Origin of the sequence: Litoreibacter halocynthiae (assembly GCF_004365635.1) — a bacterium.
GTDB lineage: Bacteria > Pseudomonadota > Alphaproteobacteria > Rhodobacterales > Rhodobacteraceae > Litoreibacter > Litoreibacter halocynthiae.
In genome coordinates this window covers 1,046,714-1,062,564 of the sequence record NZ_SOBH01000001.1, presented here as the reverse complement: position 1 = coordinate 1,062,564, position 15,851 = coordinate 1,046,714, and the positions used below count along the sequence as shown (strand labels likewise).

13 protein-coding genes are annotated in these 15,851 nt (G+C 59.1%); 10 read left to right on the top strand and 3 right to left on the bottom strand.

Translation table 11 applies throughout. The features are described 5' to 3' along the window. Positions 1 to 22: 22 nt before the first annotated feature. The gene (locus BDE40_RS05195; protein WP_134013381.1) at positions 23 to 1,879 is read left to right on the top strand and encodes a peptidylprolyl isomerase; all 1,857 of its coding nucleotides are present in this window, start codon (positions 23 to 25) and stop codon (positions 1,877 to 1,879) included. A gap of 2 nt (positions 1,880 to 1,881) precedes the next feature. Beyond that, positions 1,882 to 3,393: an anthranilate synthase component I gene (gene trpE, locus BDE40_RS05190; RefSeq protein ID WP_134013380.1), complete on the top strand. Its 1,512-nt coding sequence runs from the start codon at positions 1,882 to 1,884 to the stop codon at positions 3,391 to 3,393. A gap of 18 nt (positions 3,394 to 3,411) precedes the next feature. On the opposite strand, the gene BDE40_RS05185 is transcribed toward trpE, so the two are convergent. Continuing rightward, positions 3,412 to 4,953 carry a divergent polysaccharide deacetylase family protein gene (locus tag BDE40_RS05185; protein WP_134013379.1) on the bottom strand — a complete coding sequence of 514 codons (1,542 nt, stop codon included), beginning with the start codon at positions 4,951 to 4,953 and terminating at the stop codon, positions 3,412 to 3,414. Positions 4,954 to 5,136: 183 nt separating this feature from the next. Between BDE40_RS05185 and BDE40_RS05180 the strand changes: the two genes are divergently transcribed. The 6 genes from BDE40_RS05180 to lexA all read left to right on the top strand — a co-directional run bounded on the left by BDE40_RS05180 (position 5,137) and on the right by lexA (position 9,980). Further along, positions 5,137 to 5,730, top strand: a complete 594-nt coding sequence (locus BDE40_RS05180; RefSeq protein ID WP_134013378.1) for an anthranilate synthase component II — start codon at positions 5,137 to 5,139, stop codon at positions 5,728 to 5,730. Then, on the top strand, positions 5,727 to 6,746 hold the full coding sequence (gene trpD / locus BDE40_RS05175; protein WP_134013377.1) for an anthranilate phosphoribosyltransferase: 1,020 nt from the start codon (positions 5,727 to 5,729) through the stop codon (positions 6,744 to 6,746). Before BDE40_RS05180 ends, trpD begins: the two co-directional genes overlap by 4 nt. After that, entirely contained in the window at positions 6,743 to 7,558 is an 816-nt protein-coding gene (trpC, locus tag BDE40_RS05170) for an indole-3-glycerol phosphate synthase TrpC (protein ID WP_134013376.1), read from the top strand. The genes trpD and trpC overlap by 4 nt, the downstream gene beginning before the upstream one ends. Beyond that, a complete protein-coding gene (gene moaC / locus BDE40_RS05165; RefSeq protein ID WP_134013375.1) occupies positions 7,559 to 8,041 on the top strand; it encodes a cyclic pyranopterin monophosphate synthase MoaC in 483 nt (160 codons plus the stop codon). Beyond that, a complete protein-coding gene (locus tag BDE40_RS05160; protein WP_134013374.1) occupies positions 8,038 to 9,210 on the top strand; it encodes a molybdopterin molybdotransferase MoeA in 1,173 nt (390 codons plus the stop codon). Before moaC ends, BDE40_RS05160 begins: the two co-directional genes overlap by 4 nt. Positions 9,211 to 9,293: 83 nt before the next feature. Next, entirely contained in the window at positions 9,294 to 9,980 is a 687-nt protein-coding gene (gene lexA / locus BDE40_RS05155) for a transcriptional repressor LexA (RefSeq protein WP_134013373.1), read from the top strand. On the opposite strand, the gene BDE40_RS05150 is transcribed toward lexA, so the two are convergent. After that, positions 9,974 to 11,980 (bottom strand): ComEC/Rec2 family competence protein, encoded by a 2,007-nt coding sequence (locus BDE40_RS05150; RefSeq protein ID WP_246030361.1) that lies wholly within the window; start codon positions 11,978 to 11,980, stop codon positions 9,974 to 9,976. The genes lexA and BDE40_RS05150 overlap by 7 nt on opposite strands. Before the next feature lie 215 nt (positions 11,981 to 12,195). Here BDE40_RS05150 and gltX point away from each other — a divergent pair, with 215 nt between their 5' ends. Together gltX and BDE40_RS05140 are read left to right on the top strand one after the other, a co-directional pair. Continuing rightward, positions 12,196 to 13,599, top strand: a complete 1,404-nt coding sequence (gene gltX / locus BDE40_RS05145) for a glutamate--tRNA ligase (protein WP_134013371.1) — start codon at positions 12,196 to 12,198, stop codon at positions 13,597 to 13,599. Between the two features lie 116 nt (positions 13,600 to 13,715). After that, positions 13,716 to 15,005, top strand: a complete 1,290-nt coding sequence (locus BDE40_RS05140) for a citrate synthase (RefSeq protein WP_073141422.1) — start codon at positions 13,716 to 13,718, stop codon at positions 15,003 to 15,005. Positions 15,006 to 15,067: 62 nt separating this feature from the next. On the opposite strand, the gene BDE40_RS05135 is transcribed toward BDE40_RS05140, so the two are convergent. Next, positions 15,068 to 15,844, bottom strand: a complete 777-nt coding sequence (locus BDE40_RS05135; protein WP_134013370.1) for an enoyl-CoA hydratase-related protein — start codon at positions 15,842 to 15,844, stop codon at positions 15,068 to 15,070. Between the last annotated feature and the right edge of the window lie 7 nt (positions 15,845 to 15,851).

Below are 15,851 nucleotides of genomic sequence, written 5' to 3'. Positions count from 1 at the left end.
TTTTCTTCTAGGAAGGTGAGACATGGCCAAGTCAGGCAAATCTAGCGCATCGCGCATCGCGGTGTGGGGTATTTTGCTTCTGTTGGTGGCAGGGTTGGCGGGCTTTGGCTCCGGCGGTCTTGGCGGCAACATTCAGACCGTCGGCAGTGTTGGCGATACGCCAATCACCGTTCAGGAATACCAACGCGGCCTGCAACAAGAGTTGGATTTTGAAACCCGCCGCCGCCAGCAGCCGGTCTCGATGCAAACCGCCTTGCAAGAGGGGCTGGACATCCGCGTGCGTGAACGTCTGGCGGCCTCCACGGCGTTGACCGAGGAAGCCCGCGTGATGAGCCTGTCCGTGGGGGACGCCGAAGTACTGCGCCAGTTGCAGCAGGTTCCCGCGTTCCAAGGGCCAAGCGGCACGTTTGACCGCGACACCTACGAGTTTGCGTTAGAGCGTAGCAACCTGCGCCCCGCCGATTTTGAGGATGACCTGCGCAAGACCGCCGCACGCGAGTTGTTGCAGCAAGCGGTGACCGGTGGGCTGACCCTGAATAAATCCTACGCCGAAACCCTGTATGGCTATCTTGGCCAGCGCCGGTCTTTCCGGTGGGCCGAGTTGAATGCGGATCTGCTGGCGTCCCCGAACGCCGCGCCGACCGATACCCAATTGCAAGCGTTCTATGACGAAAACGGAACCCAGTTCGAAACGCCAGAGGTGCGCAAGATCAGCTATGCTTGGCTGACACCGGATATGCTGGTCGATGACATAACCCCCAACGAGGACGAACTGCTAGCGCTTTATGAGGAACGCTCCGGTGAGTTCAACCAACCCGAGCGCCGGATGGTCGAGCGTCTGGGCTTTGCCGATGCCGATGCTGCAGCGGCTGCCAAGGCGGCAATTGATGCGGGTGAGACCAGCTATGACGACCTCGTGACAGAGCGCGGCCTGACCTTGGAGGACGTGGACCAAGGCGAAGTATCGCGTGACGATCTGGACGGGCCGATCGCAGACGCGGTTTTTGCACTGACGGAGCCGGGTATCACTGATCCGGTCGAGACATCGCTTGGTCCCGCGCTCTACCGTGTGAACGCCGTTTTGGAAGCACAAGAAACCAGCTTCGAGGAGGTCCGCGATGATCTTGTTGCTGAAGCCGCCGAAGATCAGGCGCGCCGTGCGGTTCTTGATAAGCTGACCGAAGTGGAAGACCTGCTCGCCGGAGGTGCTACTTTGGAAGAACTGGGCACGGATACGGAGCTTGAGTTTGGCCAGATCGAATTTTCGAAAGAAGAACAAGAAGGTATCGCAGGTTACGACAACTTCCGCGAAGAAGCATTGTTGTTGCGCGAAGGTGACTTCCCAGAGGCGCGCGAGCTGTCTGATGGCGGCATCTTTGCCGCACGTCTGGACGAGGTGGTGCCACCCGCCCTGCCCCCACTGGCCGATATCCGTGACGATGTTGCTGCGGCTTGGGACGCGGCAGAAACCAAACGCCGGTTGAGCGAGTTGGGCGAGAACTTGAAAGCGCAACTGGACGCAGGCACCGCGATGGAAGCTTTGGGCCTTGTGGGCCGCACGGAAACCGACCGAGGCCGCACCGACTTCATCGAAGGCACGCCTCCGGCTTTGCTGGTCACCGCGTTTGATCTGGAGAAAGCCTCCGACACAGCCCTGATCCCGACGGATGACGGCGCGATCTTGGTGGAGCTGCTGGATATCTCGCCGGCCGATCTTACGGCCGACCAAGCGCAAAATTTCCTGACGCAGCTGTCCCAACAGGGCAGCGCGGGCCTCGCGGCGGATGTGTTCGAGCTGTACGGCCAAGCGGTGCAAGCGCGCCACGGCCTGAGCCTTGACCAAGTTGCGATCAATGCCGTGAACGCGAGCATGCGCTAAGCATGGCCTTGTTTCCGGAATATGACGGTTTCGCCAAGCGGTACGAAGCGGGCGAAAATCAAGTGGTCTACACGCGGCTTGCCGCTGATCTGGATACGCCGGTCTCTTTGATGCTGAAGCTGACCGCTGCACAGCCCGACAGTTTCGTGCTGGAATCGGTGACTGGTGGAGAGGTGCGCGGACGGTATTCGATTATCGGCATGAAGCCCGACTTGATCTGGCGCTGCCGTGGCGAGACAAGCGAGTTGAATCGCTCCGCCCGCTTTGACCCCGACGCGTTCGAGCCATGCACAAGCGATCCGTTGACGGCGTTGCGCGAAGTGCTGGCCGAAAGCCGCATTGATCTGCCGGAAGGTTTGCCTGCGGCCTCTGCTGGGCTGTTTGGCTATCTGGGCTATGACATGATCCGGCTGGTCGAGCATCTGCCCGATGTGAACCCCGATCCATTGGGACTGCCTGACGCCGTGATGCAACGCCCGTCGGTCGTTGTTGTTTTGGACGGGGTCAAGGGCGAGGTGATCGTCGTCAGCCCTGCATGGGCGGCCTCCGGCCTGTCCGCGCGCGCAGCCTACGCGCAAGCGGCAGAACGGGTGATGGATGCGGTGCGCGATCTGGACCGCGCGGTGCCGACGGATGCGCGGGACTTGGGCGAGGAGACTGCGGTCGCTGATCCGGTCTCGAACTTCACACATAGCGGTTATCTGGACGCGGTCGAGAAGGCCAAGGACTACATTCGCGCGGGCGATATTTTTCAAGTTGTCCCGTCGCAGCGCTGGACGCAGGAATTCCCGCTTCCGCCGTTTTCGCTGTACCGCGCGTTGCGGCGCACCAACCCGTCGCCCTTCATGTTCTATTTCAACATGGGCGGATTCCAGATCGTCGGGGCCAGCCCTGAAATTCTGGTGCGGGTCTTCGGGCGCGAAGTGACCATCCGACCGATCGCAGGAACGCGACCGCGCGGAGCTACGCCGGAAGAGGACCGCGCGTTGGAAGCCGATTTGTTAGGTGATCCGAAAGAATGTGCCGAGCATCTGATGCTGCTGGACCTCGGGCGCAATGACACTGGCAAGGTCTCCAAAATCGGCACTGTGACACCCACGGAAAAGTTCATCATCGAGCGCTATAGCCACGTGATGCACATCGTCTCCAACGTCACCGGAGAGTTGGCTGACGACCAAGACGCCCTGTCTGCACTGCTGTCTGGACTGCCTGCGGGCACCGTGTCCGGTGCGCCTAAGGTGCGCGCGATGGAGATCATCGACGAGTTAGAGCCGGAGAAGCGCGGTATCTATGGCGGTGGCTGCGGATATTTCTCGGCCAATGGCGATATGGATATCTGCATCGCGCTGCGCACGGGAATCGTGAAGGACGAGAAGCTCTATATCCAAGCGGGTGGCGGTGTTGTGTATGACAGTGACCCGGAGGCGGAGTTTCAGGAGACCGTCAACAAGTCCAAGGCGCTACTTATGGCGGCGAAAGAAGCAGGATTGTTCCTGCGCGACGGGAATGGCTGACCTGTAGGGACTTGATCCTTACGAGCCGTCACCCGCCAGCATCACAGCCGAAACCGGAACCATGGCGATCCCCGCCTCTTTTTTCTCGAGCACCCATTCCACCAGACCCTTGATCGTCTCGGGATAGCTGCGCCCGACGACAACGACCGCGCCATCGCGGTTGGCATTAAAAGCAGCGCGATCCAGATAGCGTTTTATTCTGGGGCTTTCTTCCAACTCAGCATCCAGAACGCGGAAAACCGTAGCGGCGGGAATGTCCTCGCGGCGGGCGGCTTGTTGTGCGGTGTTCAACCCGCGATCATAGGTGACCAGACCGTGACCGCTGTTCCGAATGGCCCCAAGGACAGGTTGTAGCAAGGACCGGTTGGACTGGATGCGGCCATCAAGCGGATCCATCAGGCCGACCGCTTGATCCAAAATCGAGAAATATGCCTCAACGGCAACTGCGACATCGCTTGGCGACGAGGCTGTGGGAAGTTCATTGGCAATCGCAATGACCTCCATTCCGGCCTTGCGATAATCCGCCATGATGCGGGCGGCATCTGGTGCTGTGGGGTCTAGCGCGATGGTCACCGGAATAGACAATTTCATCAGGTCCGCGCGCGGAATGCCGTCTTCGCCGCTATCAATCAGGATAACGCCGAACAGGGATTTACCCTCTGCCCCTTCAACCTTGGTGGCGAATGCTTGCAATGCGCCAAGATCAGTTGGCACGGCGGCGGGCTCTGTCGGGGTGTCGACTTGCGGGGCGGGTGTGACCAGTGTCGTTGCCCCGCCAGTGCCAACGCTTGGAAGACGGTTTGTCACCACGCCGGCATCGACCTGCGGCAGCGTGATTGGCGTGTCTGCGGAGGCCACATCGACCTCCTCGTCTTGGGCGTTGCCAATTGTTGGCAGGCTGGATACGCGCGGCTTTTCGGGCGCTTCGCTGTCCACGACCTTCTCGGTGCCGGTTATCGTTGGCGAGGGGAGTTCGGACGGCTGCACGGTTGTTGTTTCTGTGTCGACCGTCGGCTCCACATTGGGAGACGCATCAGCGGTGGGCGCCTGAACCCCGGTCTCTACTTGAGTGACCGGCTCCGGCATTGGATCGGCGCTGGCAATGATGATTTCGTCATTGCCTTCGGCCTGAACGGTCGGAGCTTGCGGGATCAGCTGGGCAACCTGCGCATCGGAAGTTGCGATCTCGGCGGTGGGGCTGTCGGTGTCAACTGCGCTGCTGGTGTCCAGCTGCGGCGTGGTTGCCTGCACGACGGGCGCATCTTGTTGCTGCTCAGGGACCGTGACGCTTTCGCTTTCAGTTACGGCGCTGTTCTCGGTGACGGGTGTTGCCGTGTCGGAACTGGTTGTGGTGGCGGCGACTGACGGCACTTCGTTTGCTTGCGGAGTTGTCTCTGTTGCTTGCGGACTGACAGCCTCAGATGGCGTGGTTTCGACCTCGAGTTTCGGGGCTGCGTCAATCCGGTCCTGCGGCAGCGGCGCATAAAGCGACAACATCGTCATCACCACCACGCCTACAAACCCACCTGACACAATACCCGCGCCTAAACCTTTACCCATCGTTCTGATCCTCGCCCGACCACTTGTCGTTTTCACCCCAAAGCGCACTTCTTACGAGGCTTTTGCCCGTCTTGTTGTATGTGGGGTCCAGATAAGCGGCCTTGACCCCGGCGCACAGCTCTGGGCATTTATACCGCGACACGGAAGGCGGTGGAAAGCCCTTTCGGAGCAAAGGGTAAGATGATGCTGCTATTGATCGATAATTACGACAGTTTCACCTACAATCTGGTGCATTTCTTCGGCGAATTGGGCGCAGATATGAAGGTTGTGCGCAATGACGCGATTGATGTGCAAGCTGCAATGGCGCTGAAGCCAGAGGGTATTGTTTTAAGCCCCGGCCCCAAGACACCTGCTGACGCGGGCATTTGTCTGGCGCTGACGGCTGCGGCCGCGGAAACCCGAACCCCGCTGTTCGGGGTGTGCCTGGGGCACCAGACCATTGGCGAGGCCTTTGGCGGCAAGGTGGTTCGGCATTCCGAAATCGTACATGGCAAGATGGGCAGCTACATTCATGACGGCAAAAGCGTTTTCAAAGGCTTACCCTCTCCGTTCGACGCGACACGCTATCATTCACTGGTGGTGGAGAAAGACACGCTGCCGGACTGTCTGGAGGTGACGGCAGCACTGGAAGACGGGACGATCATGGGATTGCAACACCGCGAATTGCCGATCCATGGCGTCCAGTTCCACCCCGAGAGCATCGCCTCGCAACACGGGCACCAGATGCTACAAAACTTCCTTGATGTTTTGCCCAGCAAAACAGGAGTTGCCGCATGAGTGAGAGGCTGAAACCACTGATCGGAATCGCCGCCGAGCGCGCATTGACCCGCGACGAGGCGGAAGTCGCGTTTCAAGCGCTGTTCGAAGGCCGCGCGACACCCAGCCAGATCGGCGGGTTTTTGATGGCACTGCGCACGCGGGGCGAAACGGTCGAGGAATATTCGGCCGCGGCAGCTGTGATGCGGTCCAAATGCAATCCTGTCGTCGCACCCGAAGGCGCGATGGATATCGTCGGCACAGGCGGTGACGGGATGGGCACGCTGAACATCTCGACCGCAACCGCGTTTGTTGTGGCCGGTGCGGGCGTGATTGTGGCCAAGCATGGCAACCGGAACCTGTCATCCAAATCCGGTGCTGCAGACGCGCTTGGGGCCATGGGGATCAACGTGATGGTGGGCGCCGATGTCGTAACCCGCGCGATCCGCGAGATTGGCATCGGCTTCATGATGGCCCCGATGCACCACCCTGCCATTGCGCATGTGATGCCAACCCGTGCAGAACTTGGCACTCGGACAATCTTCAACATCCTTGGGCCGCTGACCAACCCCGCCGGGGTCAAACGCCAACTCACAGGTGCGTTTTCGGCTGATCTGATCCGACCCATGGCGGAAACGTTACTGGCGCTCGGATCCGAGAAAGCGTGGCTGGTCCATGGTGGCGACGGGACCGACGAGTTGGCCATCTCGGCGCCGTCAAAAGTTGCGGTGCTGGAAAATGGCGCGGTGCACGAGATGGAAATCGCCCCCGAAGACGCGGGCCTGACGCCACACCCGTTCGAGGACATCCTTGGCGGTTCACCCGCAGAAAATGCTATCGAGTTTCGTGCGCTTCTTGAAGGCGAACATTCAGCATACCGCGACGCGGTGCTCTTAAACTCCGCCGCGGCTCTGGTCGTGGCAGACAAAGCGGCCAACCTGCGCGAAGGTGTGGACATGGCCCGCGCCAGCATCGACAGTGGCGCAGCCAAAGCCAAGGTTGACGCCTTGGCAAAACTGACATCGGAGGTCGTATGAGCACCCCAACCGTTCTGGAAAAGATCAAGGCTTACAAGCTGGAGGAGATCGCGGCGCGCAAAGCCGAGCGGAGCCTCGCTGATCTTGAGACCGACGCGGCAAACGCCCCCGCACCGCGCGGCTTCGCTGACGCGCTAACCGATGCGGCCATCAGCGGGTACGGGCTGATTGCAGAGATCAAGAAGGCCAGCCCGTCGAAAGGCGTGATCCGCGAAGATTTCGACGTCCCTGCCTTGGCCAAAGCCTATGCGGATGGCGGGGCGACCTGCCTGAGCGTGCTGACCGACGGGCCCTCGTTCCAAGGGGCCGACGACTATCTGGTGCAAGCGCGCGAAGCCTGCTCCCTGCCCGTCTTGCGTAAGGATTTCCTTTACGACCCTTATCAGGTTGTCGAATCCCGCGCGCTTGGTGCCGATTGCATCCTGATTATCATGGCCTCAGTCGATGACAGTCTGGCGCATGAATTGGAGGACACCGCAATCCGGCTTGGCATGGATGTGTTGGTTGAAGTCCATAATGACGAAGAGCTCCAGCGCGCCTTGCAGTTGAAGAGCCCGCTTCTGGGGATCAACAACCGTGACCTGCACACCTTTGATGTAACCTTGGACACCACTCGAAAGCTGGCGCGCCAAGTGCCGGAGGACAAGCTGATCGTGGCCGAGAGCGGGTTGTTCGAGCCATCCGACCTGTCCGATCTGGCCCGCTACGGCGCGCGCTGTTTCCTGATCGGCGAAAGCTTGATGCGGCAGGACGACGTAACCGCCGCAACACGCCATATCCTCAGTGATAAACCAATGACTGGCGGGCTTTAGATGTCGGAACTGACCCATTTCGACGGCGACGGCCATGCGCATATGGTGGATGTGTCCGACAAGCCTGTGACCTCTCGCGTTGCGGTGGCCGAAGGCTGCGTGAAGATGCAGCGCGAAACCTTTGATCTGATCACCGAAGGCCGCGCCAAGAAGGGCGATGTTCTTAGCGTTGCGCGGCTGGCGGGGATCATGGGGGCGAAGAAATGCTCCGAGTTGATCCCGCTGTGCCATCCTTTGCCCATCACCAAGGTCGCGGTCGAGCTGACACCTGATGCTTCCTTGCCGGGCATTCGTATTGAAGCGACGGTCAAGACGACGGGCCAGACCGGTGTGGAAATGGAAGCACTTACCGCCGTGTCTACCGCTGCGTTGACGATCTACGACATGGTAAAGGCCGCGGAAAAAACGATGGAAATCTGTGACATTCGGCTGGTTCTGAAAGACGGCGGCAAGTCGGGCTTGTTCGAGGCTCCGCGAGGATGATCTCGGTTGCTGATGCCTTGGCGGCGGTGCTGAAACTCGGATCGCCCGTTGACGTTGAACTTGTCCCGCTCATTGATGCCGACGGGCGCGTGCTGGCGCAGGACGTCGCTGCGACACGGGACCAGCCCCCCTTTTCCGCCTCCGCGATGGATGGCTACGCAATCTCGACCGTTGATGTCGCCGCGGGAGACACCTTCACGGTGATTGGAGAAGCCGCAGCAGGTCACCGCTTTGACGGCAAGATCGACGACGGGCAAGCCGTGCGGATATTCACCGGCGCCCCGATGCCTGCTGGCGCCCAGCGGGTTATCATTCAAGAAGACGTCACCCGCGCGGGTTCGTCGATGACGTTGCGGGAAAATATCGACAAGGGCCACCACATCCGGCCTTCCGGCGGAGACTTCAAAGTCGGTGATCTGCTGACCGCCCCGCGCCGCCTGAGCCCCTCCGACGTGGCGCTGCTGGCGTCGATGAATGTTGCCCAAGTCCCCGTGCGCCGCCGTCCCGTTGTGGCGATCATCGCCACGGGGGATGAATTGGTCAGCCCCGGAGAGACACCGCGCGACGACCAGATCATTGCCTCCAACTCGCTTGGCCTTGCCGCGATGTTCCGCCGCGCGGGCGCGCAGACGCGGTTGCTTCCAATCGCGAAAGACACCGCGTCCTCACTGGAAATGGACCTGTCGCTGGCCGAAGGCGCTGACCTGTTGGTAACGATTGGCGGCGCGTCTGTCGGTGACCATGATATCGTAGCCGAAGTTGCCGGAACGCTGGGCCTTGAACGGGATTTCTACAAGGTCGCGATGCGCCCCGGGAAGCCTTTGATGGCCGGGCGTATCGGCAAAATGGCGATGATCGGCCTGCCGGGCAATCCGGTCTCGTCCATGGTGTGCGGGGAGCTTTTCATTCGCCCCTTGCTGGATCACTTCCTCGGCCTGCCCGCAGGACCACGTGCGCGGATTAGTTTGCCCTTGGCGCAACCACTCGATGCCAACAGCCAGAGGGAGCACTATATGCGTGCCATCATCGAAGATGGTGCGGTGCGGGCTTTTGATCGCCAAGACAGCTCGCTGCTGACTGTTCTGGCCGAAGCCAACGCGCTGATTGTGCGGCCACCGAATGATCCGGCCCGTGCGGCGGGTGAGCGGATCGAGGTCATCGCGCTCTAAGCGTTGACACAAAACGGGAACAGCGGTAGAACATCGGGGAACATGGCGCGAATAATGCGCCGCCATCAGGGAGTTCTGAGCCGATGCTGACCAAGAAACAGCTGGACCTGTTGAAATTCATTCACGGACGTATTCAGCGTGACGGGGTGCCGCCCTCGTTCGATGAAATGAAGGATGCGCTGGATTTGCGCTCCAAGTCCGGCATTCACCGACTGATTACGGCGTTGGAAGAACGTGGCTTCATCCAACGGCTGGCCCATAAGGCGCGTGCACTGGAGATCGTGAAGCTGCCCGACGCGATGGAGAATGGTGGCTTTAAACCGCGAGTGATTGAGGGCGACCGCCCTGCCCCGAACCCTGCCGCCATGGCGCTTGAAGGGGTCCACGCGCTGGAACTGCCGGTGATGGGACGGATCGCCGCCGGTACACCGATCGAGGCGATCAGCGAAGTGTCACACCATGTGGCTGTTCCGGGCTCGATGCTTGCGGGCAGTGGTCACCACTACGCGCTTGAGGTGAAAGGCGACTCGATGATTGAAGCAGGCATCAATGACGGCGACGTCGTAGTGATCCGCGAGCAGATCACCGCAAATAATGGCGATATCGTTGTGGCATTGGTCGAAGATCAGGAAGCCACGCTGAAGCGCTTCCGGCGGCATGGCGCGTCCATCGCGTTAGAGCCTGCGAACTCTGCCTACGAGACGCGGGTTTTGCCGGACCATATGGTAAAGGTCCAAGGTCGTCTGGTCGGATTGATCCGCTCCTACTGAGTGCGTTTGCGCTGATGTGACACCCACAGCCGGTTGCCTTGTCGCGACCGGCTGTTTTCGTATCTGAGACCCGCTTTGGTCGTGTAAATCGCGACGGCCCCACCTTTGCTGAAATCTAGGGCGGTCCATCCTGTGCAACCTTCCGGCAGCGGGGTTTCGACACGTGGCAGCACAACGATGTCATGTGTCGCGCAGGCCTCCGCGATGTCGATTTTTTCGGGGTTGGCGGCGTTAAAGACCAGCTTTCTTCCTGCGACCTGCGTGCGAATGTGATTGGGGCTAAACCCTGTGCGCGTTGCGGCTTCCGCTTGATCAGCAATATCTCCGTCGTTCTCCAGCCAAACTCTGGCAGAAAACCCGTCACCTTTGGGCTTATTCAAGGCCCGTTCCCCATTTTGCACGATCCCGATCAGGCGGCCAGTTTCGGAGATCAGCACCGCAGGGCGCTCGACATTATGCCAAAGACCGAACGCTACAAAAACCGGCACAAGCCCGACCAGCCGCCCTGTCCCTTGCCAGATGCAAAGCATCAAGCCGCCCAGCGTCACCAATGGGAGCACTGCCGGACCCGGCGCGACAATCGCGCGGGTACTGCCGTCCAAACCTGATACCAAGTCCGCGACGCGCAAAATCCACGCCAAACCAAGCTCCATTCCCCAAAGACCGATGCCCTCCAATCCCAAGGGTGCCAGACATCCGGCCAGAAGCGCGCCGGGCATCACGACAAGACCCATCACCGGCACCGATAACAGGTTAGCCAAAAGACCGTACTGTGCCACTTGGTTGAAATGCGCCGCCCCGTAAGGTGCGGTCGCAGCTCCTGCAATAAACGACGATAGCAGCAAGGCCGCCGCGCCCGAGAGCCATTTCGGGAGTATCAGGAACAGCCCCCTATCGCGGATCACGGCGAAGACCGCCACCAAGGCCGTGGTCGCCGCGAACGACATCTGAAAGCCCGGGCCGACAAGTGCCTCCGGCGTGATAATCAGAACGATAAACGCCGCGATCGCAACCGCCCTGAGGGACAATGCAGGCCGCTCCACGCAGATCGCGAGCAACATGACAGTGACCATTATGAAGGCCCGCTGCGTCGCGACATTTGCGCCGGATACTCCTAGATATAGCACGGCGGCGATCAACGCGCCGACGGCCGCAACCTTTCGAAGATTGAGCCGGAGGGCCAGTTGTGGCACTGCGGACAGCCCGATGCGGATCACCGCGAAAACCGCGCCCGTTAACAATCCCATATGCAGGCCGGAGATGGCAAGAAGATGCGCCAGATTTGACGCCCGAAGGCGGTCTAGCAACTTAGGATCAAGATCAGCCCGATCACCGGTAATGATCGCGGCAGCAAAAGGCCCTTCTTCGTCGGACATTCGGGACTTTATCGCAGTGGATAAGGCCAATCTGAACGAGTAAAGCCACAGTGAGAAACCTTGTGCGCTCCCTGCAGGTGCCAGTCGAAGCATTGGATTGCGGGTATAGCCGAGCGCGCCGAGTTGCTGGAACCACAAATGCCGTTGGAAATCAAAGCCGCCGGGCTCCACCGGTCCGGCGGGTGGTCCCAGATGTCCGGTCGTAAGCACCGTGTCGCCAGGTGCAAACGTGATCCCGATATCGTCCCCGTGAAGCGACACGCGGACGCGGAATGGTGTGCGGTGCGGCGGCACCCGTGACAGACGAACGTGATCAAGCGTCAGGCGCATCTTCTCGGACGCGGATTTGTCGATCGAGACGATGCGCCCCTCTATCGGGCCGTAATAGCGATAGGATAGAACCGGAGCGGCCACCGCTTTTGCCCGAAGGCTTGCAACAGTCGTTCCGGCGAGGACCAAGGTCAGCACCCAAAGAGTGACGGATACCCAGCTGGCTCTGTGTTGGCCCAATCCATACGCCACAAGCCACAGCGCGCTTAAGGTTGCAGCCAGCCCTGCCAGATGCCACGTCGTCGGCTCTGACGAGGTCGCGAAATACAACCCGATCCCTGCGCCCAAACACACCGGCACCCATGGAAACAGATGCGATTGTTGCCGTGCAAATGTCGCAAAAACAACCGAGCTAATGCGTGGTGATTTGGGCTCTGCCCTGACGTTAGCCGCCCTTGTCTCCATCACTGTGATTGCCTAAACCTGACCGCAAATTGGCCAGTACGTCTGGTCCAGCCTGAATTGGGCCAATCCTGCCCGAACATGCTTTCCAAAAGGTTAAACATCCTATGACAGACGCCCCTGTGGTCACCCGCTTCGCCCCTTCTCCGACCGGATACCTGCACATCGGTGGCGCACGCACCGCGTTGTTCAACTGGCTTTATGCGCGCGGACGTGGTGGGAAGTTTCTACTCCGGATCGAGGATACGGACCGTGCGCGTTTTACGCCTGAAGCGACACAAGCCATTCTGGACGGTCTGACATGGCTGGGGCTGGATTGGGACGGCGACGCAGTGAGCCAGTTTGAAAGCGCCGACCGGCATGCCGCTGTTGCGCATGAAATGTTGGCGGCAGGGACGGCGTATAAGTGTTTCGCCTCTCAAGACGAAATCGAGGCGTTTCGTGAGGCCGCACGGGCGGACGGGCGCTCGACCCTGTTCCGCTCCCCGTGGCGCGATGTGCCTGAAAGCGAGCATCCCGACGCGCCTTTCGCCATCCGGATAAAAGCGCCGCAGGATGGCGATATCACCATTCAGGACGCCGTGCAGGGCGATGTGACGTGGAAGGCTGACGCGCTGGATGACATGGTTTTGCTACGTTCAGACGGAAGCCCTGTCTATATGCTGGCCGTCGTGGTTGATGATCATGACATGGGCGTCACCCACGTCATTCGCGGCGATGACCACCTTGCGAACGCGGCGCGTCAGTCGATGATCTACACGGCGATGGGTTGGGACTTGCCTGTCTTTGCCCATATTCCGCTGATCCATGGGCCAGATGGCAAAAAACTCTCTAAACGTCACGGGGCGTTGGGCGTTATGGAATACGCGGCGATGGGCTACACGCCAGCCGGAATGCGCAATTATCTGGCGCGTCTGGGCTGGAGCCATGGCGATGACGAGGTTTTCACCACCGAACAGGCTCTGGAATGGTTCGATCTTGGTGGCATCGGCAAAGCGCCTGCGCGGCTCGACTTTAAGAAAATGGAAAACATTAACCGTCATCAGATCGGGATGAGCGATTCTGAAACCATGGTGCGAGACGTACAAGACTATTTGGCAGCAGTTGATCAGCCTGTCTTGTCGGCTGACGCGGCAAAGGCCTTTGCAAACGCGTTTGATAAACTCGACGTCACGGATAAAACTCTGGGTGATTTACTCGCAAAATTTGCGTTTGTACTTGATAAACCACCGTTCACCTTGGACGAAAAAGCGGAAAAACTGCTTGATCCGGTATCCCGTGGTATACTGACGCAATTGACGCCGCAGCTGCAAACTGCTAGCTGGAACCGTGAAGCGTTGGAGCAAACCGTGATGGAGTTCGCCGAGGCGCAAGATCTCAAATTTGGGAAACTTGCTGGCCCCCTACGGGTCGTGCTTTCAGGCCGTGCAGTTTCACCCAGCGTCTTTGACATGATGATGATCATCGGACGTGACGAGACCCTCGCGAGGCTGGCGCATGTCGTCGGTTAATACCCTCGCCGCGCTGCGGCCGGGAGCTTAAAGGAACAAAACGACGTGGCATATATTGCCATATATAACAGGAGGTTACGACCGCGTTACCCTCCAGACACACGAAAGGTGAATGTATGTCCGACAAATCCGCACGACTGATTATTGGCAACAAGGAAATCGAATTGCCGATCCATACCCCGACTGCTGGACCCGATGTCATCGACATCACCAAACTCTACGCCCAAGGCGATGTGTTTACCTATGATCCGGGCTTCACCTCCACGGCGGCTTGCGACAGCACAATCACCTTCATCGACGGTATCAAGGGTGAATTGCTGCACCGCGGCTATCCGATCGACCAATTGGCTGAAAAATCCCACTTCCTGGAAGTCTGCTACCTGTTGCTTTATGGTGAGTTGCCATCGGCAACCGAGCTGGAAGACTTCGAAGCCCGTGTTACCAATCACACGATGGTGCATGAACAAATGCACAACTTCTTCCGTGGTTTCCGGCGCGACGCGCATCCAATGGCAACGCTTGTTGGCGTCGTGGGGGCGATGTCCGCTTTCTATCACGATAGCACCGACATCAATGATGATTGGCAGCGTGAAGTAGCCGCCATCCGACTGATCGCAAAACTGCCAACCATCGCTGCGATGGCCTATAAGTATTCTGTGGGTCAGCCATTTGTCTATCCACGCAATGACCTCGATTATGCCGCGAACTTCCTGCACATGTGCTTCTCGGTTCCAGCCGAGAAATACGAGGTTGATCCGATCCTTGCCCGCGCAATGGACCGTATCTTCACCTTGCATGCCGATCACGAGCAGAACGCGTCTACATCGACAGTTCGTCTGGCGTCATCGTCCGGCGCAAACCCGTTTGCGTGTATTGCCGCTGGCATTGCGTGCTTGTGGGGTCCCGCACATGGCGGCGCGAACCAGGCTTGCTTGGAAATGCTTAAAGAGATCGGCACGGTTGACCGCATCCCCGAGTTTATCGCGCGCGCCAAGGACAAGAATGACAGCTATCGCCTGATGGGCTTTGGCCACCGCGTTTACAAAAACTTCGATCCGCGCGCGACTGTGCTCAAGCAATCCGCCGATGAAGTTCTTGAGTTGCTGGGTGTTGAGAACAACCCGCTTTTGCAGGTCGCCAAAGAGCTTGAAAAACAAGCGTTGAACGACCCGTATTTCGCAGAGAAGAAATTGTTTCCGAATGTCGATTTCTATTCGGGCATTATTCTGGAAGCGATGGGTTTCCCGACCTCGATGTTCACGCCGATCTTTGCCCTTGCACGGACCGTCGGTTGGATTTCGCAATGGAAAGAGCAGATTTCGGACCCGAACCTGAAAATCGGACGTCCGCGCCAGTTGTATACAGGTGCGACGAAGCGCGATTACACAGACATCGAAAACCGCTAACAAAAAAGGCCACCTTCGGGTGGCCTTTTTCTTAACAAACGCGGCTTAAAGCAATCCCCCATTTAGCGCCCCTCGTAATTCGCGGCGCGCTTGTCCAGGAATGCCAGAACACCTTCCCGAAAATCATGGGTCTTTCCGCATTCGCCTTGAAGCTTAGCTTCCAACAAAAGCTGCTTTTCCAAGTCGTTCTCAAAGCTGGAGCGGATGATTTTTTTGACCCGCGCGTAGGCCTCGGTCGGGCCATTCGCCAGATAAGTTGCGCGGTCCAGCCAGTGCTGGGCAAACTCCTCATCGGCAACGGCTTCCCAGATCATTCCCATAGCGCTGGCCTGATCCGCTGTAATCGGCTCTGCAAACAATGCGGCCCCCATCGCTTTGGCCATACCCACCTGTCGCGGAAGGAAGTAGCTGCCGCCTGCATCAGGAATAAGCCCGATGCGAGTAAACGCCTGTAAGAACACAGCGGATTTGGTGGCGATCACGACGTCGGCGGCCAGTGCAAGATTTGCCCCTGCCCCAGCCGCCGGCCCGTTTACAGCGGAAATCGTCGGGATGCGGCAATTGTAGATGGCCATCAGCATCGGCACATATTCGTCGCGCAATGTCCGCTCCAAATCGGTCGACGCAACGCTGGCACGGTCGCCAAGGTCTTGACCGGAACAGAAGGCCCGCCCCTTTCCGGTCAGAACCAAGACCCGTGCGCTTGCCTCTGCGGCCTTAACGGCATGCAATATTTCGGCGCGCATTTGCGTATTCAGCGCGTTCATCACCTCGTCGCGGGTAAACTCGATCACCGCCACGTTGTTGCTGACAGTCAGTCGCAGGGTTTCGTATTGCATCGCTGGT

What these genes read in the sequence shown, in the direction of transcription:
- BDE40_RS05195 (WP_134013381.1), top strand. Translation starts at nt 23, where the DNA reads ATGGCCAAGTCAGGCAAATCTAGCGCATCGCGCATCGCGGTGTGGGGT.
- trpE (WP_134013380.1), top strand. Translation starts at nt 1,882, where the DNA reads ATGGCCTTGTTTCCGGAATATGACGGTTTCGCCAAGCGGTACGAAGCG.
- BDE40_RS05185 (WP_134013379.1), bottom strand. Translation starts at nt 4,953, where the DNA reads ATGGGTAAAGGTTTAGGCGCGGGTATTGTGTCAGGTGGGTTTGTAGGC.
- BDE40_RS05180 (WP_134013378.1), top strand. Translation starts at nt 5,137, where the DNA reads ATGCTGCTATTGATCGATAATTACGACAGTTTCACCTACAATCTGGTG.
- trpD (WP_134013377.1), top strand. Translation starts at nt 5,727, where the DNA reads ATGAGTGAGAGGCTGAAACCACTGATCGGAATCGCCGCCGAGCGCGCA.
- trpC (WP_134013376.1), top strand. Translation starts at nt 6,743, where the DNA reads ATGAGCACCCCAACCGTTCTGGAAAAGATCAAGGCTTACAAGCTGGAG.
- moaC (WP_134013375.1), top strand. Translation starts at nt 7,559, where the DNA reads ATGTCGGAACTGACCCATTTCGACGGCGACGGCCATGCGCATATGGTG.
- BDE40_RS05160 (WP_134013374.1), top strand. Translation starts at nt 8,038, where the DNA reads ATGATCTCGGTTGCTGATGCCTTGGCGGCGGTGCTGAAACTCGGATCG.
- lexA (WP_134013373.1), top strand. Translation starts at nt 9,294, where the DNA reads ATGCTGACCAAGAAACAGCTGGACCTGTTGAAATTCATTCACGGACGT.
- gltX (WP_134013371.1), top strand. Translation starts at nt 12,196, where the DNA reads ATGACAGACGCCCCTGTGGTCACCCGCTTCGCCCCTTCTCCGACCGGA.
- BDE40_RS05140 (WP_073141422.1), top strand. Translation starts at nt 13,716, where the DNA reads ATGTCCGACAAATCCGCACGACTGATTATTGGCAACAAGGAAATCGAA.
- BDE40_RS05135 (WP_134013370.1), bottom strand. Translation starts at nt 15,844, where the DNA reads ATGCAATACGAAACCCTGCGACTGACTGTCAGCAACAACGTGGCGGTG.